A 24,193-nucleotide genomic window follows, 5' to 3' on the forward strand; every position below is an offset into this window, starting at 1 on the left:
TCGGACCGGGCGATGACCACCGGGGGAGCAAGCTGGAGCTGTGAGCCTCGACCTCCTCCTCGACGACTATCTGTCGCACGTCGCCGTCGAGCGCGGATACTCCATGCACACGGTCGCCGCATACCGGAGCGACCTCCTCGAACTCATCTCATTCGCCGAGGAACGGGGTCCAGCAGACGCCGCAGCACTCGACCTGCCGCTTCTGCGCGACTGGCTGTGGCGGGCCACAGAGCGGGGCCTCGCCCGGACGAGCATCGCCCGCCGCGCAGCATCCGTTCGTGGTTTCACCGCCTGGCTCACGCGCCGCGGCACACTCGCGACCGACCCCGGGGCGAGACTCAAGGCCCCACGCGCCCAGCGCACCCTGCCGCGCGTCGTCACTGAACAGGCCGTCGCCGAGACACTCGCCGGCCTCGCCGCGCGGGCCGCCACCGGTGAACCCACCGAGATCCGGGATGCCGCAATCATCGAGTTGCTCTACGCCTCGGCGCTGCGGGTCTCAGAACTCGTCGGGCTCGACCTGGAGGACATCGACCGCCGCCGCCGTCTCGTGCGGGTGCTCGGCAAAGGATCGAAGGAGCGAATGGTGCCCTACGGGGCGCCGGCGGCACGCGCGATCGACCGATACCTCGATGAGGCGAGGCCCGCGATGATTGCGGCCGCCGAGGCCGCTGCGACAGCCAAGGACACGCCCGGTCGGGCAGTCGGCGTGAGGTCTGGCCAGATGCGCGCCGTCTTCCTCGGTGCCCGCGGAGCCCGCATGGGCGTGCGCAGCGTCTATCGACTCGTCGCCGCGCTGCTCTCGACAATCCCCGGCAGCGGACCGAGCGGCCCGCACGCCTTCCGTCACAGCGCCGCCACACACCTGCTCGACGGTGGCGCGGACCTGCGTGCGGTGCAGGAGTTCCTCGGGCACGCCAGTCTCGGCACCACCCAGATCTACACCCACGTGTCGACGGAGCGGCTGAAGCAGAGCTACCGCACCGCCCACCCCCGGGCGTGACCTCAGCTCGACGGCAGCAGAACGGCGCGCGGCAGACCCCCGAGGAAGAGGAACGGCGAGACGTACTCGCCGTCGACCCGCACGCCGAAATGCACACAGCCCGTCGCGCAGTGCCCGCCCGTCGACACGGTGCCGATGGGGTCACCGGCGGCGACGGAAGCGCCGGCCTCGATGAGCGCGGCAACTGGTTCGATCGCGCTCACCACGCCGTCACTGTGATCGATGGCGACGACGGGCCGCCCGGCGACCATGCCGGCGTAGCTGACCACGCCGGCGGCTGATGCGACCACGGGTGCGCCGACCTCAGTCTCAACATCGATGCCGCGGTGACCGGCCTTGTAGGGCGACGGAGGGGCGCGGAACGGCGAGACGACCCGAATGGGCCCGGCAACCGGCCACTGCCATTGCTCTGGATACTCAGCGACGGCGCGCTGCTCGTGCGAACTCGGACCGTCGCCGACGCCCAGCGCTGTGGCCATGGGGGCGGTCGTGACCAGGGCGAGCAGCGTCGCCGCGGTGAGGGCGGATGCCGCTGCGGCGGACCAGCGGCGCTTGCGTCGACGGGCGATCGACGAGGAGATGGGCGGAGCGAGAGCTGCGTTCATGCTTCGATGCTCGGGCGCCACGCGGCATCCGCTCGTCTCGCTCGCTCGGATGTGGACGACGGCGAACCAGACGCGGTTGGGGAGGGGGAGTGCCGATGATAGAGTGTCGGGAGCACTCCGGTCTTCCGGGGTGACTACGCGCGCCATTTCGGCCGACGACTCCACTCAGTCCCGCTCCATGCTGTTTCGACAGCCGGAGCAGGCGGAGCCGTGCCGGGCGCCAGGGCTCCAGCCGCCGGCCGGAGCGACAACTGAGAACAAAGGAGTACGGCTCATGGCCGTCGTCACCATTCGCCAGCTGCTCGACAGCGGCGTTCACTTCGGGCACCAGACCCGCCGTTGGAACCCGAAGATGAAGCGCTTCATCCTCACGGAGCGGTCGGGCAGCTACATCATCGACCTGCAGCAGTCGCTCGCCTACATCGACAAGACGTACGACTTCGTGCGCGAGACGGTCGCCCATGGCGGCACCATCCTCTTCGTCGGCACCAAGAAGCAGGCGCAGAACGCGATCGCCGAGCAGGCGACCCGCGTCGGCCAGCCCTACGTGAACCAGCGCTGGCTCGGTGGCCTCCTCACCAACTTCCAGACGGTCTCCAAGCGCCTCGCGCGCATGAAGGAGCTCGAGGAGCTCGACTTCGAAGGCACCACGAGTGGCTTCACCAAGAAAGAGCTGCTCATCAAGAAGCGCGAGCTCGACAAGCTGCACAAGTCGCTCGGCGGTATCCGCAACCTGACGAAGACGCCTTCGGCGCTCTGGGTTGTCGACACCAAGAAAGAGCACCTGGCGATCGACGAGGCCAAGAAGCTCGGCATCCCCGTCATCGGCATCCTCGACACGAACTGCGACCCCGACGAGGTCCAGTACCCGATTCCGGGCAACGATGACGCGATCCGTTCGGTGAGCCTGCTCACCCGCATCGTCGCCGACGCCGCTGCTGAGGGCCTCATCGAGCGCCACCAGAAGCCCGAGGCCGAGGGCAACGTCTCCGCCGTCGAGCCGCTCGCCGAGTGGGAGCAGGAGCTCCTCCAGGCAGGCACGCCCGAGCAGTCCTCGCCCGAGACCGACAAGGTCGACGGCGCAACGGCCGAGGCCGAAGAGGTCGCCGAGATCGTCGAGGTCGTTTCAGCGGATGCCACCGCGGAAGCCGCGACCGAGTCGGCCGATGACGCTGAAGCAGCAGTCGAGGCTGAAGCAGTCGTCGAGGCTGAAGCAGTCGTCGAGGCTGAAGCAGTCGTCGAGGCCGAGCCGGTCGTCGAGGCCGAGCCGGTCGTCGAGGCTGAAGCAGTCGAGGCTGAGCCGGTCGTCGAGGCTGAAGCAGTCGTCGAGGCCGAGCCCGCCGCCGAGTCCAAGTAAGACCACGAGTCCAGGAGACTTACAGATATGGCCAACTTCACTCTCGAAGACGTCAAGAACCTGCGCGAGCGCCTCGGCACCGGCATGGTCGACACGAAGAACGCACTCGTGGAGGCCGACGGTGACCTCGAGAAGGCCGTCGAGATCCTCCGCCTGAAGGGCGCGAAGGGCAACGCGAAGCGTGCCGACCGCTCCACAGCCGAGGGCCTCGTCGCCGCCGTCGACAACGGCGACGGCACTGCCACGATCATCGAGCTCGCTTGCGAGACCGACTTCGTCGCCAAGGGCGACAAGTTCGTCGGCCTCGCCGACCGAGTGCTCGCGGCCGTCGCCGCGGCTCGTGCCGAGACCGTCGAGGCCGCCCTGGCCGCGCCGGCCGATGGCAAGACCGTTGCCGTCGTGATCGACGAAGAAGCCGCGATCCTCGGCGAGAAGGTCGAGCTTCGTCGCATCCGTCTCGTCAAGGGCGAGCACTTCTCGATCTACCTGCACAAGACGTCGAAAGACCTCCCACCGCAGGTGGGCGTCGTGCTCGGCTACTCCGGTGACGACGCGGAGACCGCTCGCTCGGTCGCCCAGCACATCTCGTTCGCGAACCCGGAGTACCTCGCCCGCGAGGACGTTCCGGCCGACGCGGTCGAGAAGGAGCGCGGCATCGTCGAGCAGATCTCGCGTGAGGAGGGCAAGCCCGAGGCCGCCCTTCCGAAGATCATCGAAGGTCGCCTCGGCGCCTTCTTCAAGCAGGTCGCGCTGCTCGAGCAGGACTACGCGAAAGACAACAAGCTGTCCGTCGCGAAGGTTCTCGAAGGTGCAGGCCTCACGGTGAGCGACTTCGCTCGCTTCAAGGTCGGCGCCTAGGTGCACCACGGGAGTCCGGATCGTTCGCGATCCGGACTCCTTTGCTGTGTCCGGAGTGATTTCGGATGCCCGACGCCCCGCACTCGTCGAACACGCACGACAATCGACGCTGCGCCGCGGTCGGCGAACCAGTAGTTTTACACCCACAGGGAAGGATCGGTCGGCATGACGGAACACAAGCGTAGGGTCCTCTTGAAACTCTCGGGTGAGGCGTTCGGGGCGGGGTCGCTCGGCGTCAATCCCGACGTGATCAGCGCACTCGCACGCGAGATCGCCGATGCAGCACGAACCGTCGAGATCGCCATCGTCGTCGGCGGCGGCAACTTCTTCCGCGGTGCCGAGCTCTCCCAGCGCGGCATGGACCGCGGCAGGGCCGATTACATGGGCATGCTCGGCACCGTGATGAACGCGCTCGCCCTGCAGGACTTCCTCGAGCAGGCCGGCGCCGAGACGCGCGTTCAGTCGGCGATCTCCATGACGCAGGTCGCAGAGCCGTACATCCCGCGCCGTGCGGAGCGCCACCTCGAGAAGGGCCGGGTCGTCATCTTCGGCGCCGGCGCCGGATTGCCGTACTTCTCGACTGACACGGTCGCCGCGCAGCGGGCGCTCGAGATCGGTGCCGAGGTCGTGCTCGTCGCGAAGAACGGTGTCGACGGCGTCTACTCCGACGACCCGCGCACGAATCCCGACGCGCGCAAGATCGACCGCATCAGCTACCAGGAGGCGCTGCAGCGAGGGCTCAAGGTCGTCGACTCGACGGCATTCAGCTTGTGCATGGACAACGGCATGCCGATGCAGGTATTCGGCATGACACCGCACGGCAACGTGACTGCGGCGATCCTCGGCGCCGACCTCGGCACCATCGTCAGCAACGGCGTGCCCGCCGCCAGTCGGTAGACTGTCCAGAGTAGCGAACCAGAAGGAGCCCCCGTGATCGCGGACGTACTTTCCGATGCCACCGCACGCATGCAGAAGGCCGTGGAGGTCGCCAAAGACGACTTCGCGACCGTACGCACGGGTCGGGCCAACCCACAGCTCTTCCAGAAGATCCTGGTGAGCTACTACGGCACTCCCACCCCACTCGCGCAACTCGCCTCGCTCGCGAACCCCGAGGCCCGCACGCTGTTGGTGACGCCGTACGACAAGGGCGCGCTGAAAGACATCGAGCAAGCCATCCGCGACACTCCGAACCTCGGTGCGAATCCGTCGAACGACGGCAACATCATTCGGGTGACGCTGCCCGAGCTCACCGAAGAACGCCGGCGCGAGTTCGTGAAGATCGTGCGTGCCAAGGCGGAGGACGCCCGAGTCTCGGCGCGCAACATCCGCCGCAAGGCGAAGGACGACCTCGACTCCCTCAAGGGCGAGGTGGGCGACGACGAGGTTTCGCGCGCAGAGAAGGAACTCGAGCAGATCACGAAGTCCAACGTGGATGCCATCGACGAGGCCTTGAAGCGCAAGGAAGCCGAACTCCTCGAGGTCTGAGGCAAGAAGATGTCGGGCGTCCCAGAAGAGGATCAGTCGGACGCCGGGGGGCCTGAACGAACCTCGCGCGACGAGTTCCGTGCGCAGGTACACGCACGCAAGGCCGATCTCGAACGTCAGTTCGAGGTCAGCAGGGCGCAGTTCGATCAGGCGCAGGAGAAGATCAAGGCCCGCACCGGCCGCAACCTGATCCTCGCGATTCTCATCGGACTCGCGTTCGGTGTCGTACTGCTGCTCAGCCTCCTGTGGATCAAAGAGCTGTTCATGCTCTTCGCTGTGTTCATCGCCGCGTTCGCGAGTTACGAGCTCGCGCAGGCGCTGCGCAAGGCCGACTATCACGTTCCTCGCATCCCGACCGTTGCGGTTGCCGTGGCCGCAGTTCCGCTTTCGTACTACGGCGGAGCAGGCGGGCAGCTGATCGCCGTGCTCGGCGGCATCCTGATCGTCGCGCTCTGGCGGCTCGGCGAACAGATGGTGCCGTCACTGCGGCGCTCGTCGGCACGAGCGCTCGCCCGCGACCTCGTCGCGGGAGCGTTCGTGCAGGGTTACGTCACCTTCCTCGCGACCTTCGCGGTGGTGCTGACGGCGGCCGAGGGAGGCGAACTCTGGACGCTCGCATTCATCGCCATCGCCGTCGCGGCCGACACAGGCGCCTACGCCTTCGGGCTCATGTTCGGCAAGCACAAGATGGCGCCCATCATCAGTCCGAAGAAGACCTGGGAGGGCTTCGCCGGGGGAGCGGGCGCGAGCCTTCTGGCCGGCGTGCTGCTCTCGACGCTGATGCTCGGCAACACGTGGTGGTTCGGACTCATTTTCGGGGCAGCGATCTTCCTGAGCGCAAGTCTCGGCGACCTGGTCGAATCGTTGATCAAGCGCGACATCGGCATCAAGGACATGAGTTCCTGGTTGCCCGGGCACGGCGGAATCCTCGATCGACTCGACTCGATCCTCCCGTCGGCCGCCGTCGCATTCGTCGCCTTCCGGATCTTCGGGTGAGCCTCGGCGCTGCGGCTCCGCAATAATGGAGCGGTGGATGCCACCTTCCCTCGCGTACGAAAGCCCAAGCTCGGGTACAACACCTCTCAGGTCGAGGAGTTCCTCCAGCTCGCCCGACGCGCCTACGACGGCACCGTCAGACCCGGTGACGAGCCGCTGACGTCCGATCGCATCCGGCTCACGGCCTTCGGCATGGAGAAGGGCGGCTACTCCACGACCCACGTCGATCAGGCGTTGGAACGACTCGAAGACGCGTTCGCGGCGCAGGAGCGACAGGTCGCCGCTCGCCTGCACGGTGGCGAGGCGTGGTTGCGTGAAGCGCGCACGACGGCTCAAGTCGTCTCCAACAGACTCGCGCGGCCGGAGGGCCGGCGGTTCGATCGGGTCAACCCGCTGGTTCGCGGATACAGCACGCGCGACGTCGACCGACTCGCCGACAAGCTCAACCGCTACTTCCGGGACGGTTGGCCGATCTCGGTCGACAACGTGCGCACGGTCGTGTTCAAGACCCAACGAGGCGGGTATCGCGAGGCTCAGGTCGACCTCCTGCTCGACGCTGTCGTCGACGTGATGCTGGCGGTGCGGTGAACGCGCGAGTCGAGCTCGCCACGGCAGGCCAACCTCCGATACACTCGTGCCATCGTGGGTAGGCATACAGACAGTGACGAGACGGTCCAGTCGCGTCGATCGACGCCTGACAGCACTCCCGTCGCGGTCAGACCCGCACGCACCGGTCGGGTCAAGCAGGCCGCAACCGTCGTGTTCGCTTTCGCGGCGTCCGTGAGCTTCCTCCTCGTGAACATCGTCGACCCGTTCTCGGGAGCGACTGCCTCCTCGAATTTCGCGACCGATGGTGACCGGTTCGGTGGCGCCGACGTCCAGGCGATCGAGGTCGACGGCGAGTACTCGATCGATGTGGGTCAAGAGAGCTACATCGTCGAGAAGAAGCCCGAGGAAGTCAAGCTCGCGCCTGCTTCGACGAGCGCCGAAAGCGGTTGGGCTCCGCCTGCGATCACACCCGATCCTGGCTCTGCACAGGCGTACGCTGCCGGCGCAGTCGCCGCCCGCGGCTGGCCGTCGAGCGAGTTCGACTGCCTCGTCGCGCTCTGGAGCAAGGAATCGGGCTGGCGGGTGAACGCGTACAACGCGTCGAGCGGTGCGTACGGCATTCCCCAGGCGCTGCCCGGTTCGAAGATGGCCACGACCGGAGCCGACTGGGAGACGAACGCGGCAACGCAGGTCGAGTGGGGCCTCGGCTACGTGTCCGGTCGGTATGGCACGCCCTGCGGAGCGTGGGCCCACTCGCAAGACATCGGCTGGTACTGAGTCGGCCGTTCGCGCGTGAAGCGAACCCGCTGCCTCGCTTAGACTTGAGACATGGCCCGCTCGAACCGATCCCGGAGTCGGGCGGATCGTGCCCGAGAGGGTCATCCGGAACTCGACGTCGAACGTCTCACCTCGGGTTGGAAGCGCAGCGAATCGCGCGGTGGCCGCGAGTGGAACGTGCAACCGGTCTCCGAGGCGCAGGCCGTGAAGGCCTACCTCTGCCCCGGATGCGGGCTCGACGTCACGCTGGGAGTGGCGCACCTCGTGGCGTGGCGCGCTGACGGCGTGCTCGGTGACGCCGCAGATCTCGCCTCTCGTCGCCACTGGCACATCCACTGTTGGAGGATCGGCACCCCATGAGCGATGGACCCATCGAAATCCGCGCGGGTGTCGAGCTGCCGGCCAGACGCGAAGAGATCCAGCTGCACACGAGCGACGGGCTGACGCTGGTCGGTGAGCTTGCGATGCCGATGGAACACGCACCGGTCGCCACACTCGTCACGCTGCATCCGCTGCCCACCGCCGGTGGGTTCATGGACTCGCACATCATCCGCAAGGCGGCTGCGCGGCTGCCGGCCCTCGCCGATCTCGCGGTGCTGCGTTTCAACACGCGCGGCACCGCTTCACCGCGCGGCACGAGCGAGGGCTCGTTCGGTCATGGCATCGACGAGCGAGCGGATGTCGCGGCGGCGATGGCGTTCGTGGAGGAGCGGGCTCTGCCGCACCCATGGCTCGTCGGCTGGTCGTTCGGCACGGAGCTCGCCCTGAAGTACGGGCTCGAGCACGGCATCGAAGGGGCGATCCTGTTGTCGCCGCCGCTGCATCGCACGAGCGATGATGAGCTCGCCCGGTGGAAGGACGCGTCGCCGGCGCTCGTCGCCCTGATTCCCGAGCACGATGACTACCTGCGGCCGCCCGAAGCCGCCGAGCGCTTCGCCGGATTGCCGAAGCTCACACGCATCGATGTCGCGGGCGGAAAGCACTTGTGGGTCGGGGAGGCGCAGACCCGCCGCGTGCTCGACGAGATCGTTGCAGTCGTCAACCCGGCGGCCGCGCCACTGCCGACCGTCTGGCCCCCGCCGGTAGCGTGAGCCGAGGGCGGGTGGCGCTCACCGCTCGTTCTGGCGGGGGATGACGACTTGCTTGATGATCAAGAGGGTGGCTGCCGCGACCGGGATCGCGACGAGCGCGCCGAGCACCCCGCCGAGTGAGCCGCCGGCGAGTGCCGCGATCACGACGACCGCGCCGGGCACCTTCACCGCACGGTTCATGATGCGCGGGCTGAGCACGTACGCCTCGACCTGCATGTAGACGATGTAGTAGATCGCTGCGACGAGCGCGGTGAGCGGGGAGCCGAGGCCGGGGATCAGGCAGACGAGCACGATCACTACCGAGCCGCTCAGGGTGCCGACGAGCGGCACCAGTGAGAAGAGGAACGCGAGGAATGCGAGGACTGCCGGGAACGGTGCCTGGATGATCGAGAGGAAGATGAAGCTCGCGACGCCGTTGACCGCCGCGAGTGAGACCTGCCCCAGCACGTACCGGCCGACCGACTGCGTGATCTGCTCGGTGAGGTCGGCGAAGCGAGCGCGCTTCGATGCGGGAACCAGCTGGTAGGCGGCGCGCTTCATCGTGTTCAGCGACGCGGCGAAGTAGAGCGTGAGGATGAAGACGATGACGACGCCGAAGACGCCGACGCCGATCGCCACGGCGACCTGCAACACGCCGCCGGCGAGTTCGCTGAGCTTGTCGGGATTGGTGAAGAAATCGGTGAGGCCGGTGGTCACCTGGTGGTTGATCTCGTCGACCGGAACCTGGGGGAACTGGTCCTTCAGATTTTCGATCCACTCCTGGGAGTCGATTCGATCGACGATCCGCGGGATCTCCTCGACGAGCTGGCTGACCTGGTCGACGATGATCGGTACGACCGCGAGCACGAGAGCGGCGACGAGGAGCCCGACCCCGGTCATGACGATCAGGATGGCGGCCCAACGCGGAAGCCCTCGGCGCTCGACCCAGCTGATCGCCGGGTCGAGGCCGAGGGCCAGGAAGAGGGCCGCGCCGATGTAGGTGATGATCGTCGAGAGCGTGACGACCGAGGTGAGGATGAGGAGGCCGACACCGACGCCGAGGGTGCCGACCAGCCCGATGCGGAACGCGTTCTGGATCTTCATGGAACGGCCCGCGCCTTCTCTTCGAACCGACTATTTGGTCTTGGCCGCGATCTGTTCGGCCTGTGTGAGCACGCCGCGCAGGCTTTCGAAGTAGCCGGCGACCGCGTCGCGTTCGATCCTGATCTGCGAGAGGCGGTCTTCCGCATCGGCGACGAGGGCACGGGTGCGCTCCTCAGCATCGGCGATGAGCTTGCGTGCTTGCTCGTGCGCGGCCGCGATGCGGTCGCGTGCGTCGTCGTCGGCCTTGTCGCGGACGACCGCGATCTCGGAGCGCACCGCGGTCTCGAGTCGGTCGGCTTCGGCGCGGCTCTCCGCCGTGCGGGAGACGGCTTCAGCGAGTTCGGCGTTGGCGTCCTCGAGGAACTTCTGCGTCTGCGAGACGGCCTCTTGGTGGGCGGCGAGCAGCTCCTGCTCGGCCTCGTCGCGCTTGGTGGAGACTTCGGACGCCAGGTCGAGGTGGGCCTTCTCGATCTCGCGTCGCATGCGGTTGACCTCGTGAGTGGTCTTCTTGCGCATCGCGGTGAGCTGGTTGTCGAGGTCGATGCGGCCCTGTTCGGACTCGGCGTCGAAGTCGGCGCGCGCCTGCTCCTGCTCGAGGGCGAGGTCTGCACGCATCTGGTCGAGGTCGGCCGCGTGCTTGGCACGGATGCGCTCGAGTTCGTGTTGCAGCTTCAGGCGGGCGGCCTCGGCCTCACGCTCGAGGTCGGTCTTGGCCTGCTCGCGCTGCTGCAGGAGTTCGGCGCGAATGCCTTCGAGCTCGCGGTCGAGGTCAGCACGTGACTGCTCGAGCTCGTGCACGAGGTCGGCACGACGCTCGGCGATCTCTGCATCGATCGCGGCGCGTGCTTCGGCGGATTCGCGCTCGAGGTCGAGGCGTGACTGCTCCGTCTCCGCGGCGAGGTCGATGCGTGCCTGGTCGGTCTCACGGGCCAGGTCGGCGCGTGCGCGGTCGAGCTCGATGGCCACTTCGGCGCGCGTCTGCTCGGTCTCCTGCGTGAGGCCGGCGGCGGTCGCACGGGCGTCGGCGGCCTCGGTGTTCGCGGCGGCCAGGATCTCGGATGCCTTGCGCTCGGCCGCGGCGGTCATCGCGGCGGATTCGCGCTTCGCGCTTGTGCGGATCTCGGCGGTCTCGGTCGCGACGGCGCCGCGGATCGCCGCGGCGTCACGGGCGGCGTCTTGCCGGAGCTGTTCACTCGACTCGTGCGAGCGGGAGACCATGTCGTCGGCTTCGGCCCTGGCGTTCTCGAGGATGCGGTTGGCCTGCGCACGCGCCTCGGTGAGGGTGCGCTCGGCGAGCTCGTGCGCATCGGAGCGCATGAGGTGCGCCTCGTCTTCTGCGGCACGACGGAGCTTCTCTGCGTCGATGTCGGCCTGCGCGATGAGGCGGGTCGACTGCTCTTCGGCAACGCGAAGGGTGTTCTCGAGCTTGGTGCCGAGTCCGGAGAAGGTCGGGCTGCCGACCTCTTCGAGTTCAGCGGTGAGTTCTTCAATACGGGCGAGGAGACGCTTGGTCTCCTTGACGCTGTCGGTGCCCTGGTTGTTCGCTGCGATGATGTCGCGGCGAAGTCCATTGATCGCCTTGTCGACCTCGTCTTTGTCGTATCCGCGGAACACTTGCGTGAACTCGGTCTCTTCGACGGCCATTCTTCCTCCGGGCTCGTTCCCGCGTTCGTGGGGGCGCATGCGGGATGTGCGTCCGATTCTACGGGTCGCGGGGGAGACGCGTAGAACACCGCTCGTTCAGCGAGCAGTTAGGAGTCTCCCAGATTCCGCCGATAGTGTGAACTGTCTTGTCAGTTATCGCCGTTGGCGACAGTGGAGGTCAGTTCGTGCGCTTCGTCTTCGCAATCGTGGCGTTCATCGCCGCGGCCGTGATGATCGGGCTCGGCATCGCCCAGCGCACGGTGTTCCTCGAACCCGACCGTGTCTCGATGTCCGCCCAGCTCTCGGGCGGTGAGGCCGACTTCGTCGTGGTCGGCCCCGAGGCGTTGGCGGCTCATGACGGCAAGCAGACGATCACCGTGTCGGGCTCTCCGAAGGCGTACCTCGCTTACGGGCGAAGCTCTGATGTGGAAGCCTGGCTCGGCGAGACGCAGTACGTGGCCGTGGGGTACGACGCAGCCACCGACGAGCTGACCAACGAGATCGTCGTCGCCGAACCCATCGACGACTCGGGGACGGCCACGCCACCGGCCACCACGACCCCGCCCGAGACTGCCGTCGTTCCTTCACCGGTCGGCTCCGACCTCTGGCTCGACGAATTCAGCGACAGCATGGTGCTCACCACGACGGTCGACGTGCCCGATGGCATCTCGGTGTTGATCACAGCCGGCGGCGGCGACACCCTTCCCTCGCGCGTGAAGATCGATTGGCCGCTCGACAACGCCACACCGTGGGCGGGTCCGCTCATCGTCGGCGGCGCACTCGTCTTCCTGGTGGGAATCGCACTCCTCATCTCAGGGTTCATGAACCACCGTCGTTCGCGAGGTCCTCGCCGCAACCTGTCGAAGGGGTCGCGAGGCAAGCTTCCGAGCGCCCCGAAACCGGGCCGTACCCAGGTCGGTGCCGGCGGTGCTCGTCGCGCGATCGGCCGCGCGAAGCGTGTAGCGATCGTGCCGTTCCTCGTGATCCCGGCACTCGCGCTGAGCGCGTGTTCGTCCGATTACTGGCCGAGCTTCGACCAGAGCGCCCCCGAGACGACAGCGCCAGCCACCCTTCCTGCCACCCCGCCGGCGACCGAAGACGCGGGCGAGGCGGTGCCCGAAGCGCAGCCGGCAGTGACGGTTCCGCAAATGGAGCGCATCATGCGTCGCGTTGCGGTGTTCGCCAACGAAGTGGATACCTCGCGCGACGCGACCGCTGCTGCACAGCGATTCACCGGGCCGGCGCTCGAGGCGCGCACCGCCAATTATGCGATCCGTGGCGCATTGGCCGAGCATCCAGCGCCCACGCCCATTCCGGCATCGCCGCTCACGTTGACGCTGCCGCAGCAGGCCACAGGCTGGCCGCGCACGGTGCTCACCATCGCGAAGAACGCCGATGATCCGACCATCGCACCGACGGCACTCGTGCTCGTGCAGCAGACGCCGCGCGAGAACTACCGGATCCTCTATGCGATGGCGCTCGCGCCCGATGCCGATATTCCCGAGGTCGCACCGGCGTCGATCGGTGCTCCGCCCATCTCTCCGGAGTTCAAGGGTCTCGTGATGCCGACCGGCCAGGTTGCAGCGGCCTACGCCGACATCCTGATCAAGGGCGACGCCTCGGAGTTCGCGCCGATGTTCGACCCCGAGGGCGATGCGCTCAGAGAGCAACTCGGGGTGACCGGGCAACAGGCCACGAACGACGGGCTGCCTGCCACGGTCGACGCGACCTTCTCGAATGTGGTCGGCGACAGTCCGACGATCGCGCTCGCCACGAACGACGCGGGCGCACTCGTGACCGTCTCGATCAAGCAGACCGAAAACGTTGTGCCGAATGACGGCGGAACGATCGGATATCAGCCGGGTCCTGCCGCGGCACTGTCCGGCTTCGCCGACAAGAGCGCGAAGGGTGTGCAGCGCGTCATCGGCATCCAACTGCTCTTCTACGTCCCGGGCGTCGGCAACGACGCCGCCGACCAGATCCGACTGCTCGGCTGGTCGGAAAGCCTCATCGGAGCATCGGAGATACCGTGACCAACCCGATTCCCCCCTCAGGTGCAGCGCTTCGCGGCGCGGTCGACCTGTCGGCCCTCGTGCAACGGCAGCCGCCGGCCGGTCAGAATGCGCAAGGTGCGCACGCGGCATCCGGCCCGACCGATCAGATCGTCTTCGAGACGGATGACGCGGCGTTCGGCGCCACGCTCGAACTCTCGCGCACCGTGCCGGTCGTCGTCGCGCTCTGGGCGACCTGGAGTGAGCCGTCGAAGGCGCTGCTCGCCACGCTCGAACGCCTCGTTCGTGCGCGGGGCGGACGCCTCGTGCTCGCTGCGGCCGACGCCGATCGCAGCGCCCAGCTCGTGCAGGCGTTCCAGGCGCAGTCCATCCCGACGGTCGTCGCGGTGGTCGCCGGCCAGCCGGTGCCGCTCTTCGCAGGGGAGCAGCCCGACGAGGTCATCGACCAGGTGTTCGATCAGTTGCTCGAGCTCGCCGGCCAGCACGGCGTGACCGGCAGCATCGAGCAGGGCGAGACTGGTGACGCTGCACCCGCAGAGCCGGTCGAGGAGCCGTTGCCGCCCTTGCATCAAGAGGCGTACGACGCGATCGAGCGCGGCGACTTCGATGCCGCGGCATCCGCCTATCGCACGGCGATCGCGCAGGACCCGCGTGACACCCTCGCCGTGGCGGGGCTCGCTCAGGCGAACCTGCTCGGTCGGCTGCAGGGCAAGACCCTCGACGAGATCCGAAATGCTGCGGCAGCATCTCCGGACGATCTCGGTGCCCAGCTCGACGTCGCCGACCTCGATCTGTCGGGCGGTCACATCGACGATGCGTTCGACCGGTTGCTGACTTTGTTCCCGAACCTCGATGCCGATGGCAAGAATCTCGTGCGCGAGCGGCTCGTCGAGCTGTTCGAGGTCGTCGGCACCGACGACCCGCGAGTCGTCGCCGCGCGGCGACGGTTCACGAACCTTTTGTACTGAGGCGGGCGCGGGCGGATCTCGATACGCTCGCTTGCGCTCGCTACTCGATCAACGAGGTGTCGCTCGCCGACGTGCGCGCTCGCTACTCGATCAACGTGTGGTCGAGCGTGAACCAGACCGCCCCGAGCGGGGGCAACGTGAATGACGCCGACGCGGGTCGCCCCGCCCACGGCGTTGCGGTCGCATCGATCCCGCCGAGGTTGCCGACACCCGAGCCACCGAACTCCGCGGCATCCGAGTTCAAGAGTTCACGCCAGCGGCCGGCAGACGGAAGTCCCAGTCGGAAGCCCTCGTGCGGCACGCCCGCGAAGTTCACGACGCACAGCAGCGGACGACGCTCGCGGTCGTAGCGGAGAAACGCGATGACATTCTCGGCAGCGGCCCCGCCCTCGACCCACTCGAATCCGGCGTCGTCGTCATCGAGTTGCCACAGCGCCGGGGTCGCGCGATAGCCGCGGTTCAGCTCGCCGACGAACTCGGCGAGCTGCCGGTGGCTCGGCTGGTCGAGGATCCACCAATCGAGGCCCCGCTCTTCGCTCCACTCGGAGAGCTGGCCGAACTCCTGCCCCATGAAAAGCAGTTGCTTGCCGGGGTGCGCCCACATGAAGGCGAGGTAGGCGCGCACGTTCGCGAGCTGCTGCCAGTGATCGCCGGGCATCTTGCGCACGAGGGAGCCCTTGCCGTGCACGACCTCGTCGTGGCTGATCGGCAGCACGAAGTGCTCGCTGAACGCGTAGAGGAACGAGAAGGTGAGGTCGTGGTGGTGATGCGACCGGTAGAGCGGGTCGTTCTGGATGTACTGCAGCGAGTCGTGCATCCAGCCCATGTTCCACTTGTAGCCGAAGCCGAGCCCGCCGGTCGAGGTCGGCGCCGTGACTCCGGGCCAACTCGTCGACTCCTCGGCGATCATGACGATGCCCGGGTTGCGCTTGTACGCGGTCGCGGTCGCCTCCTGCAGGAAGGCGATCGCCTCGAGGTGCTCGCGGCCGCCGTGGATGTTCGGCAGCCAGCCGCCCTCTTCACGCGAGTAGTCGAGATAGAGCATCGACGCGACGGCGTCGACGCGCAGCCCGTCGACATGCATCTCCTCGAACCAGAAGAGGGCGTTCGCTACGAGGAAGTTGCGCACTCGTGGGTTGCCGTAGTCGAAGACGTAGGTGCCCCAGTCGAGCTGTTCGCCGCGGCGTGGGTCGGCGTGCTCGTAGAGCGGCTCGCCGTCGAAGCGGGCGAGTGCCCACTCGTCTTTCGGGAAGTGCCCGGGCACCCAGTCCATGATGACGCCGACGCCGGCACCGTGCAGTCGGTCGATGAGATATTTGAGGTCGTCGGGGGAGCCGAATCGGCTCGTCACCGCGTAGTAGCCGGTCACCTGGTAGCCCCACGAACCGCCGAACGGATGCTCCGCGAGGGGCATGAACTCGACGTGCGTGTAGCCGAGCCAATCGAGGTACTCGATGAGCTCGTCGGCGACGTCGCGGTATCCCTTACCGGGGCGCCAGGAGCCGAGGTGCAGTTCGTAGATGCTCATGGGCTGCGAATGGAGGTCGGTGCGCGCGCGCCGCGACATCCATTCGTCGTCGTCCCAGTCGTGATCGCTCACCGACACCACGGAAGCGGTGGCGGGAGCGATCTCGGCCTGCCGTGCCATCGGGTCGGCCTTCATGATCCAGTCGCCCGAGGCGGTGAGCAGCTCGAACTTGTAGATCGCGCCGGGCTCGACGTCGGGGATGAAGAGTTCCCAGATGCCGGTCGCGCCCATGGTGCGCATGGCATGCCCGGTGCCGTCCCAACGGTTGAACACCCCGACGACCCGCGCAGCGCGGGCGCGCGGCGCCCACACCGTGAAGGCTGTGCCATGAACGCTGCCCGCGACGCCCCAATGATCGCGATGGTGCGCACCGAGCACGTGCCAGAGCTGTTCGTGCCGCCCCTCGCCGATCAGGTGCAAGTCGAGTTCGGCGATGGTGGGGGCGAAGCGGTACGGGTCGTCGCTCGTCCACTCCACATCCTCTCCGTACCGGGCGCGGATGCGATAGTCGATCGGCCCGAATGCTCCGGCCCCGGCCCAGATGCCGTGGCCGACGTGAGTGAGGGTGAGCACCTCGCCGCCGGCGAGCACGGCTTCGACCGATTCGGCGAGCGGGCGGCGGGTGCGGATCACCGTGAGCGGTCCATCGAGCTGGGGCACGTCGAATCCGTGCTGTCCGAGCACCGAGTGCGGATCGGGGTGCCGGCCGTCGGCGACGGCCGCGAGCACCTCGTCGGCGATGACGGGTGCGGCGAGTGAATCAGGCATCCGTGCCCCTTCTCACGTGCAGGATGTGCGCCGGTCGGGTGAAGGCGTCGAGTCGCACGTAGTTGGATGCGCCCCAGCGCCATCGTTCGCCCGTGACGAGTTCTTCGACCTCGAACGTGCTGCCGAGTTCGAGGCCGAGCGCTTCGAGGTCCAGGTGCACGGTGGTCTCCCGCACCGAGTGCGGGTCGACGTTCGCGACGACGATGATCGTGTCGTCGGCACCGGGTCGAGCCCCGGTGCCGGTGAAGCGCCCCTCGAGGTGCTTCGAGTAGACGAGCACCGAGTCGTCGTCGCTGGTATGGAAGCGGATGTTGCGGAGCTGGCCGAGCGCGGGATGCTCAGCCCGGATGCGGTTGAGGATGCCGAGGTAGAGCGCGAGCGAGCGGCCCTCGCGCTCGGCGGCGGCGAAATCGCGCGGCTTGTACTCGTACTTCTCGTTGTCGATGGCCTCTTCGGCGCCGGGGCGGGCCACCGATTCGAAGTGCTCGAAGCCCGCGTAGACACCCCAGAGCGGCGCTGCGGTCGCGGCAATGGTCGCACGCACCGTGAATGCGGCCGGGCCGCCGAACTGCAGGTACTCCGTGAGGATGTCAGGGGTGTTCACGAAGAGGTTCGGGCGCATGAAGTCGGCGGTCTCCAGCGACACCGACGTGAGGAACTCCTCGAGCTCGGCCTTGGTGTTGCGCCAGGTGAAGTAGGAGTACGACTGCTGGAAGCCGACCATCGCGAGGGCCTGCATCATCGCGGGGCGCGTGAACGCCTCGGCGAGGAAGATCACGCCGGGGTCTTCCGCGTTCACCGTTCCGATCAGCCGCTCCCAGAACGCGAGCGGCTTCGTGTGCGGGTTGTCGACCCGGAAGATGCGCACGCCCTGCTTCATCCAATGCCGCACCACACGCAGCACCTCGTCGAATAGCCGTTCCGGATCGTCGTCGAAATTCACGGGGTAGATGTCCTGGTACTTCTTCGGCGGGTTCTCCGCGAAGCGGATCGTGCCGTCGGGCAGCTGCGTGAACCAGTCGGGATGCTCGACGACCCACGGGTGGTCGGGAGAGGCCTGCAGGGCGAGGTCGAGCGCGACCTCGATGCCGAGCGCCGACGCGCGCCGCACGAAGGCGCGGAAGTCGGCGAGCGTGCCGAGATCTGGGTGCACGGCGTCGTGGCCACCAGGTGTGCCGTCGGCGAGCGGTCCGCCGATCGCCCACGGTGAGCCGGGGTCGTGCGGGCCGGGGTCGAGCGTGTTGTTGCGGCCCTTGCGGTTGGTGACGCCGATCGGATGGATCGGCGGCAAGTAGACGACGTCGAATCCCATCGCGGCGACGCCGTCGAGGCGCTTGGCCGCCGAGCGGAAGGTGCCCGACTTCCAGCTGCCGTCCTTCAGCTGCTTCGCCCCCTCCGACCTGGGGAAGAACTCGTACCAGGCGCCGACGCCGGCACGGCGACGCTCGACGAGGATCGTGCGCTCGGGGGAGTCGGTCGAAAGCCGCGCGAGCGGGCGCGCTGCGAACTCGTCGAGTGCGGGGTCGTCGATGAGCGGTCGGCGTTCGGCGACGGATGCCTCGCTGTCACGTAACTCGGCGGCGAGCGTCGTGAGGCGCTTGCGTGCCGCGAGCGGGCGGGTCTTCTCGGCGACGGCCCGATCGGCGAGGCGCGCGCCGATCTCGAACATCAGCTCGGCATCGACGCCGGCGTCGACCTTGAGCGCGGCATCGTGGCGCCAGGTCGAGATCTCGTCGTCGAATCCGGTGACGTGCCAGCGCCACTCGCCGGTCGTGTCGAGGAGGACTTTGGCCTCCCACCGGTCGGTGCCTGCCGCCAGCGGAGACATCCGCTCGCTGCGCGTCTGGCCCGACGGGCTCGTGATGACGAGCATCGCGCCCACCTGGTCGTGCCCCTCGCGGAACACCGTGGCCTGGAACGGCACCACCTCGCCCTCGAAGGCCTTCGGCCGCCACCGCTCGTCGGGCACGGCTGGGGTGAGCCGGGTCACTGGGATCCGGCCGGCGAGCACAGGGCTGGACGTCACGGTTCGACCGTAGCGCGTTTGCGCTGATCGAGCCGGTCGAAACGTGCGCCTGCGCGCGTGCCGCCGTTCACACGTTCGACGGGCCCTCGACCTAGGGTTGAGCCGTGAAGCCGATTCGCAAGTTCACCGTTCGCGCCGTCGTTCCCGGCTCGCTCTCTGCGCTCGAAGAGCTCGCCGCCAATCTGCGCTGGTCATGGCACGAGCCCACTCGTCGCCTGTTCCAGCACATCGACCCCGAGCTGTGGCGCACCTCCGAGCGCGATCCGGTCGCGTTCCTCGGCGAGGTCGACCCGGCGCGTCTCGACGAGTTGGCCGTCGACGGCGGTTACGTCGAGTGGGCCGAACGCGAGCGGGCGGGCCTTCGCGAGTACCTCGCTGAGCCGCGATGGTTCCAGTCGCTCGGCACCGAGGCGCCGCGAACGATCGCGTATCTCTCGCCCGAGTTCGGCATCACCGCGGCACTGCCGCAGTACTCTGGCGGTCTCGGTATCCTCGCGGGCGATCACCTGAAGGCGGCATCCGACCTCGGCGTTCCCCTCGTGGGCGTCGGCCTCTTCTACAAGGCGGGGTACTTCTCGCAGTCGATCTCGCCCGATGGCTGGCAACAGGAGCGCTACCCGGTGCTCGACCCCGATGGCCTGCCGCTCTCGGTGCTGCGCAGTGCAGACGGCGCACCGGTGCAGGTGACGCTCGCTCTTCCCGACGACCGTTCGCTGCACGCGCGGGTGTGGAAGGCCGATGTCGGTCGCGTTCCGCTCCTCCTGCTCGACACCGACGTGCCGGCCAACAGCGATGACCTGCGTTCGGTCACCGATCGCCTCTACGGCGGTGGGGGTGAGCATCGCCTGTTGCAGGAGCTGCTGCTCGGCATCGGCGGCGCGCGTGCCGTTCGGGCGTGGACCGAGCTGAGCGGATGCCCCGCTCCCGACGTGTTCCACATGAACGAGGGGCACGCGGGGTTCTTGGGGCTCGAGCGCATCGCCACCTACATCGGCGAGGGGCTCACGTTCGCCGAGGCGCTGCAGCTCGTGCGCGCCGGTACGGTCTTCACGACGCACACGCCCGTACCCGCCGGCATCGATCGCTTCGACCGCGCGCTCGTGGAGCGGTATCTCTCGGGCTCGCTGCTGCCCGGCGTGGACCCCGCAGATGCGCTCGCCCTCGGCGTCGAACCAGGCGCCGATCCGGCCACGAGTGCGTTCAACATGGCCGTCATGGGCCTGCGGCTCGCCCAGCACGCGAACGGCGTTTCGAAACTGCACGGCGAGGTGAGCCGGCGCATGTTCGGCGAGCTGTGGCCGGGGTTCGACTCCGATGAGGTGCCGATCACATCGATCACGAACGGCGTGCATGCGCCGACGTGGACGGACCCCGCGCTGCTCGGCCTCGCCGAAACGACGCTCGGCACGGGTGACACCGAGCACGCCGACTGGCGAAGCCCCGCGCTCGCCGATGGCGAGTTCTGGGCGGTCAAGCGACGGATGCGTCAACAGCTCGTCGACGATGCACGCCGGCGTCTCGCGGCGGCCTGGCGGGAACAGCACTCGGGTGCCGAACCGCCGAAGTGGGTGGCCCGGGTGCTCGACCCCGACACGCTCACGGTCGGGTTCGCGCGCCGAGTGCCGACGTACAAGCGACTCACGCTCATGCTCGCCGACCCCGAGCGACTGAAGTCGATCCTCACGAATCCCGAGCGGCCGGTGCAGTTCGTGATCGCCGGCAAGTCGCACCCGGCCGACGACGAAGGCAAACGGCTCATCCAGCAGCTCGTGCAGTTCGCGCAGCAGCCCGAGTTGCGTGAGCGCATCGTGTTCCTGCCCGACTACGACATGGGCATGGCCGAGATTCTCTACCCCGGGTGCGATGTCTGGCTGAACAATCCCTTGCGCCCGCTCGAGGCGTGCGGCACCTCGGGCATGAAGGCGGCGATGAACGGCGCGCTCAACCTGTCGATCCTCGACGGCTGGTGGGCCGAGTTCGCAAGCGACGACTCCGGTTGGGTGATCCCGTCGGCCGATTCCGCGGGCGACGCGGGGGAGCGCGACGCCCTCGAGGCGGCCGCCCTCTACGACCTTCTCGAACACCGGGTCGCGACCAGGTACTACGAACGCGACGATGATGCGGTACCGGTCGAGTGGGTGCGTCGGGTGCGCACCACCCTCGCGACCCTCGCTCCCGAACTCGGTGCCGATCGCATGGTGCGCGAGTACGTCGAGCGTCTCTACCGGCCGGCGGCCGAGCACTTCGCCCATGTCTCGGCCGAGGGGGCCCGCGGAGCGCGAGAGCTCTCGGCGTGGAGCGCGAGAGTGCGGGCCGCGTGGGGCGGCGTGCAGGTCGTGCACGTCGAGTCGGGCGGCGTCGATGCGCCGCACGTCGGCGACGAGCTGCACCTGCGCGCGTACATCGCACTCGGCGAACTCTCGCCCGACGACGTCACCGTCGAGGTCGTCTACGGCCGAAGCCGCGCCGATGACACGATCGATGCTGTGCAGCGAGCCGCGCTCGATCCGGCGACGGATGCCTCGGCGACCACGGTCGCGCCCGGCCAGCGCCTGTATACGGGCACCGTCGTGCTCGACCGGCCGGGGGCGTTCGGGTACACGGTGCGCGTGGTGCCGCGGCATCCGCTGCTGTTGTCGACGGCCGAGCTCGGCCTCGTCGCCGTTGCCGAGTGAGCCTGACCCGCTGTTTGAGGAGCGCCCGACGAAGGAGGACTCGTCTCAAAACCTGCTTGCCCGCACGTGTGGGTCTCAAGACGGCGCTGGCGCGCCTCCTCAACCCGCGGGGTCTGCGGTCAGCGGGTGCGGGCGATCGGCGCGGAGCGGCCGTCGGTGACGGCGAGCAGGTCGTCGGGGGCGAGCTCGAGGTCGAGGCCGCGCCGCCCACCCGAGACGTAGATCGTCTCGCAGAGGATCGCCGATTCGTCGAGCACCGTCGGCAACGCCGTCTTCTGCCCGATGGGGCTGATGCCGCCGACGACGTACCCGGTCTTGCGCTCGGCCACGGCGGGGTCGGCCATCTCTGCGCGCTTGCCGCCGAGCGCGGCAGCGAACGCCTTCAGGTCGAGTTGCATGGCGACGGGAACGATGCCGACGGCCAGTGCGCCATCGACGCTCGCGAGCAAGGTCTTGAAGACCCGGTCGGGATCGAGACTGAGTTTCTCGGCCGCTTCGAGGCCGTAGGCCCCGGCACGCGGATCGTGGTCGTATGCGTGCGCAGTGAAGGCGACGCCTGCCCGGGTGAGGGCGAGCGTGGCGGGCGTGCTCGCCGAGGCATCCGCTCGCTTGGCCATCACTCGCGGCCCTCGGCGCGGTACAGGCGCATCGATTGGGCATCGACGTCGACGCGGTTGCCTGGCGCGATCGCCGGCGTGCCGGCGGCCGGTGGCGCTTCGTCTGCTGAGTCCCAGAGCAGGGCGTATCCGCTGACTTCGTCGTGCTCGGGCAGCACGACGACGGTGCTCGACTCGTGCGCGTGTACGACGAGGAGGATCTGGTTCGACGCCTCTGTCTCGGGCGTCGAGGCGGCGAGGTACTGCAGGGTGCGCTCTGCGGGAGAGTTCCAGTCGTCGATGTCCATCGACTCGCCGTCGGCGTTGAACCACTCCATGCGCGTGGCGCTCGGCGTTCGCTCGCCGAGGCGACCGAATCGCATCGGTCGAAGCGCGGGGTGCTCGGCGCGGATCCGGATGAGGTGACGCGCCGTCTCGAGGAGTTCGGGGTCGAACCGAGCCCGCTCGACCGGGTCCCAGGCGAGCCAGGTGAGCGGCGAGTCATGACAGTAGGCGTTGTTGTTGCCGCGTTGGCTGCGGCCGAACTCGTCGCCCGCGGTGATCATCGGCACACCGGCCGACAGCAGCAGGGTGCCGAGGAGATTGCGGATGCTGCGCCGGCGCGCCGCCCGAATGGCAGGGTCGGCCGCCTCGCCCTCGACGCCGTGGTTGTAGGAGTTGTTCGAGTCGGTGCCGTCGCGGTTGCCCTCGCCGTTGCCCTGATTGTGTTTCGTGTCGTAGGCCGTGAGGTCGGCGAGCGTGAATCCGTCGTGCGAGGTCACGAAATTCAGGCTCGCGAGCGGACCCCGGTCGGCCGAGAAGGTGTTCGACGAGCCCGCGAGCCGCGTCGCGAAGCGGCCGATGCCGCTGCCGGCCGAGCCGGTCTCGCGCTCACGCCGCAGGTCGCCGAGCCAGAAGTCGCGCATCCGGTCGCGGTAACGATCGTTCCACTCGGAGAAGCCCGCTGGGAAGTTGCCGGTCTGCCAGCCGCCGGGTCCGACGTCCCACGGCTCGGCGATGAGCTTCGTGGTGCCGACCACCGGGTCGTCGAGCATCGCGCGCAGCAGCGGATGCTCGGGCGTGAACGCCTCGTGGTCGTCGCGGCCGAGCGTCGCGGCGAGGTCGAGGCGGAACCCGTCGACCTGCAGTTCCTCGGCGAAGTATCGCATCGAGTCGAGCACGAGTCGCTGCGGTGCGTCGGCCCCGAAGTCGAGGCTGTTGCCGCATCCGGTCGTGTCGACGTAGCGCCCGTGCGCGTCGTGCCGGTAATAGGACGCGTTGTCGATGCCGCGGAACGAGTAGGTCGGCCCCTCGCGCCCCTCTTCGGCCGTGTGGTTGTAGACGACGTCGAGTACCACCTCGAGGCCGGCCTCGTGCAGGCGCCGAACCATGCCGGCGAATTCCCGCCGAACGGCAGAGGCGCCCTCGGCCTGTGCCGCAGCGCTCGCGTAGGGTGCGTGCGCCGCGAAGAACGCGAGCGTGTTGTAGCCCCAGTAATTGAGCTTGCCCTGGCGCACGAGCCGCTGCTCGGAGACGAAGGCCTGCGCGGGCAGGAGCTCGACCGTCGTGACGCCGAGGCCCGTCAGGTACTCGAGCGATGCGTCGTGCGCGAGGCCCGCGTAGGTGCCGCGCAACGCCTCGGGAATCGCCGTGTTGAGCTTGGAGAACCCGCGCACGTGGGCTTCGTAGACGACGGTGCGGTCGAGCGGTACTCGGGGCTTCGCCGAGCCGCCCCACTCGAAACCCGTCGCGGTGAGCGAATCGAGGGCGACGCCCCGCCATGACCCGTCGTCAGCGCGGGCGAGTCCGCGGGCGTAGGGGTCGAGCAGCGTGTGCACTGGATTGAACGCGTGATCCATGCCGGCGGGTCCGTCGACGCGGAGGCCGTAGTGCGCTCCCGCTCGCAGGGCGGTCGACTCGCCCTGCCAGACGCCGTGCACGTCGCGCGTGAGCGGCGAGCGAGCGATCGCCCAGTCGAGGTCGTCGGCGTCGAAGACGACGAGATCGACGGATGTCGCGTGCTGCGACCACACTCGGGCGACCCCGCCGTCGGCACCGGCCCGAACGCCGAGGTCATGCAGGGGATCGCGCTCAGGCATGCGTTCTACAGTAGTTCGTGGAGGCGAGACGCCTGCAAGCGTGTGCACGGGCGTGTTCGCACGCACTCGGTCA

At 68.2% G+C, this 24,193-nt stretch carries 20 protein-coding genes; 13 read left to right on the forward strand and 7 right to left on the reverse strand.

Annotated elements, in window-relative coordinates; genetic code table 11:
• The first annotated feature begins 40 nt into the window (after positions 1 to 40).
• Positions 41 to 1,003 carry a tyrosine recombinase XerC gene (locus AC1C2T_RS13820; RefSeq protein WP_495385688.1) on the forward strand — a complete coding sequence of 321 codons (963 nt, stop codon included), beginning with the start codon at positions 41 to 43 and terminating at the stop codon, positions 1,001 to 1,003.
• Positions 1,004 to 1,005: 2 nt separating this feature from the next.
• On the opposite strand, the gene AC1C2T_RS13825 is transcribed toward AC1C2T_RS13820, so the two are convergent.
• A complete protein-coding gene (locus AC1C2T_RS13825; RefSeq protein WP_495385689.1) occupies positions 1,006 to 1,608 on the reverse strand; it encodes a murein hydrolase activator EnvC family protein in 603 nt (200 codons plus the stop codon).
• A gap of 274 nt (positions 1,609 to 1,882) precedes the next feature.
• On the opposite strand from AC1C2T_RS13825, the gene rpsB reads away from it, so the two are divergent.
• The 9 genes from rpsB (at position 1,883) to AC1C2T_RS13870 (ending at position 8,721) form a co-directional block, all read left to right on the forward strand.
• Positions 1,883 to 2,965 (forward strand): 30S ribosomal protein S2, encoded by a 1,083-nt coding sequence (rpsB, locus tag AC1C2T_RS13830; protein ID WP_495385690.1) that lies wholly within the window; start codon positions 1,883 to 1,885, stop codon positions 2,963 to 2,965.
• Between the two features lie 27 nt (positions 2,966 to 2,992).
• The gene (tsf, locus tag AC1C2T_RS13835; protein ID WP_495360411.1) at positions 2,993 to 3,823 is read left to right on the forward strand and encodes a translation elongation factor Ts; all 831 of its coding nucleotides are present in this window, start codon (positions 2,993 to 2,995) and stop codon (positions 3,821 to 3,823) included.
• Positions 3,824 to 3,988: 165 nt separating this feature from the next.
• A complete protein-coding gene (gene pyrH, locus AC1C2T_RS13840) occupies positions 3,989 to 4,720 on the forward strand; it encodes a UMP kinase (protein ID WP_495360410.1) in 732 nt (243 codons plus the stop codon).
• Between the two features lie 33 nt (positions 4,721 to 4,753).
• On the forward strand, positions 4,754 to 5,308 hold the full coding sequence (frr, locus tag AC1C2T_RS13845; RefSeq protein WP_495360409.1) for a ribosome recycling factor: 555 nt from the start codon (positions 4,754 to 4,756) through the stop codon (positions 5,306 to 5,308).
• A 9-nt stretch (positions 5,309 to 5,317) separates the two neighbouring features.
• The gene (locus AC1C2T_RS13850) at positions 5,318 to 6,304 is read left to right on the forward strand and encodes a phosphatidate cytidylyltransferase (RefSeq protein WP_495360408.1); all 987 of its coding nucleotides are present in this window, start codon (positions 5,318 to 5,320) and stop codon (positions 6,302 to 6,304) included.
• A 33-nt stretch (positions 6,305 to 6,337) separates the two neighbouring features.
• A complete protein-coding gene (locus tag AC1C2T_RS13855; protein ID WP_495360407.1) occupies positions 6,338 to 6,892 on the forward strand; it encodes a DivIVA domain-containing protein in 555 nt (184 codons plus the stop codon).
• Between the two features lie 54 nt (positions 6,893 to 6,946).
• Positions 6,947 to 7,630 (forward strand): aggregation-promoting factor C-terminal-like domain-containing protein, encoded by a 684-nt coding sequence (locus AC1C2T_RS13860; RefSeq protein WP_495360406.1) that lies wholly within the window; start codon positions 6,947 to 6,949, stop codon positions 7,628 to 7,630.
• A 51-nt stretch (positions 7,631 to 7,681) separates the two neighbouring features.
• Positions 7,682 to 7,990 (forward strand): Rv1322 family protein, encoded by a 309-nt coding sequence (locus AC1C2T_RS13865; protein ID WP_495360405.1) that lies wholly within the window; start codon positions 7,682 to 7,684, stop codon positions 7,988 to 7,990.
• Positions 7,987 to 8,721, forward strand: a complete 735-nt coding sequence (locus tag AC1C2T_RS13870; protein WP_495360404.1) for an alpha/beta hydrolase — start codon at positions 7,987 to 7,989, stop codon at positions 8,719 to 8,721. Before AC1C2T_RS13865 ends, AC1C2T_RS13870 begins: the two co-directional genes overlap by 4 nt.
• An 18-nt stretch (positions 8,722 to 8,739) precedes the next feature.
• Here the strand turns inward: AC1C2T_RS13870 and AC1C2T_RS13875 are convergent, their stop codons facing one another.
• Both AC1C2T_RS13875 and AC1C2T_RS13880 read right to left on the reverse strand, forming a co-directional pair.
• Positions 8,740 to 9,804: an AI-2E family transporter gene (locus AC1C2T_RS13875; RefSeq protein ID WP_495360403.1), complete on the reverse strand. Its 1,065-nt coding sequence runs from the start codon at positions 9,802 to 9,804 to the stop codon at positions 8,740 to 8,742.
• A gap of 30 nt (positions 9,805 to 9,834) precedes the next feature.
• Complete coding sequence (locus AC1C2T_RS13880; protein ID WP_495360402.1) at positions 9,835 to 11,448, reverse strand: DivIVA domain-containing protein; 1,614 nt, start codon at positions 11,446 to 11,448, stop codon at positions 9,835 to 9,837.
• 185 nt (positions 11,449 to 11,633) lie between these two features.
• Here AC1C2T_RS13880 and AC1C2T_RS13885 point away from each other — a divergent pair, with 185 nt between their 5' ends.
• Together AC1C2T_RS13885 and AC1C2T_RS13890 are read left to right on the forward strand one after the other, a co-directional pair.
• Positions 11,634 to 13,481: a DUF8094 domain-containing protein gene (locus AC1C2T_RS13885; protein WP_495385691.1), complete on the forward strand. Its 1,848-nt coding sequence runs from the start codon at positions 11,634 to 11,636 to the stop codon at positions 13,479 to 13,481.
• The gene (locus AC1C2T_RS13890; protein WP_495360400.1) at positions 13,478 to 14,428 is read left to right on the forward strand and encodes a co-chaperone YbbN; all 951 of its coding nucleotides are present in this window, start codon (positions 13,478 to 13,480) and stop codon (positions 14,426 to 14,428) included. Before AC1C2T_RS13885 ends, AC1C2T_RS13890 begins: the two co-directional genes overlap by 4 nt.
• An 82-nt stretch (positions 14,429 to 14,510) precedes the next feature.
• Here AC1C2T_RS13890 and glgB read toward each other — a convergent pair whose 3' ends face one another.
• Positions 14,511 to 16,724: a 1,4-alpha-glucan branching protein GlgB gene (glgB, locus tag AC1C2T_RS13895; RefSeq protein WP_495385692.1), complete on the reverse strand. Its 2,214-nt coding sequence runs from the start codon at positions 16,722 to 16,724 to the stop codon at positions 14,511 to 14,513.
• Entirely contained in the window at positions 16,717 to 18,750 is a 2,034-nt protein-coding gene (locus AC1C2T_RS13900) for an alpha-1,4-glucan--maltose-1-phosphate maltosyltransferase (RefSeq protein ID WP_495385693.1), read from the reverse strand. Before AC1C2T_RS13900 ends, glgB begins: the two co-directional genes overlap by 8 nt.
• A gap of 104 nt (positions 18,751 to 18,854) precedes the next feature.
• Between AC1C2T_RS13900 and glgP the strand changes: the two genes are divergently transcribed.
• Entirely contained in the window at positions 18,855 to 21,425 is a 2,571-nt protein-coding gene (gene glgP, locus AC1C2T_RS13905; protein ID WP_495385694.1) for an alpha-glucan family phosphorylase, read from the forward strand.
• A 119-nt stretch (positions 21,426 to 21,544) separates the two neighbouring features.
• On the opposite strand, the gene ybaK is transcribed toward glgP, so the two are convergent.
• The gene (ybaK, locus tag AC1C2T_RS13910) at positions 21,545 to 22,042 is read right to left on the reverse strand and encodes a Cys-tRNA(Pro) deacylase (protein WP_495385695.1); all 498 of its coding nucleotides are present in this window, start codon (positions 22,040 to 22,042) and stop codon (positions 21,545 to 21,547) included.
• Complete coding sequence (gene glgX, locus AC1C2T_RS13915) at positions 22,042 to 24,120, reverse strand: glycogen debranching protein GlgX (protein WP_495385696.1); 2,079 nt, start codon at positions 24,118 to 24,120, stop codon at positions 22,042 to 22,044. Before glgX ends, ybaK begins: the two co-directional genes overlap by 1 nt.
• Between the last annotated feature and the right edge of the window lie 73 nt (positions 24,121 to 24,193).

The sequence above is a fragment of the Agromyces sp. Y558 genome, from assembly GCF_059445415.1.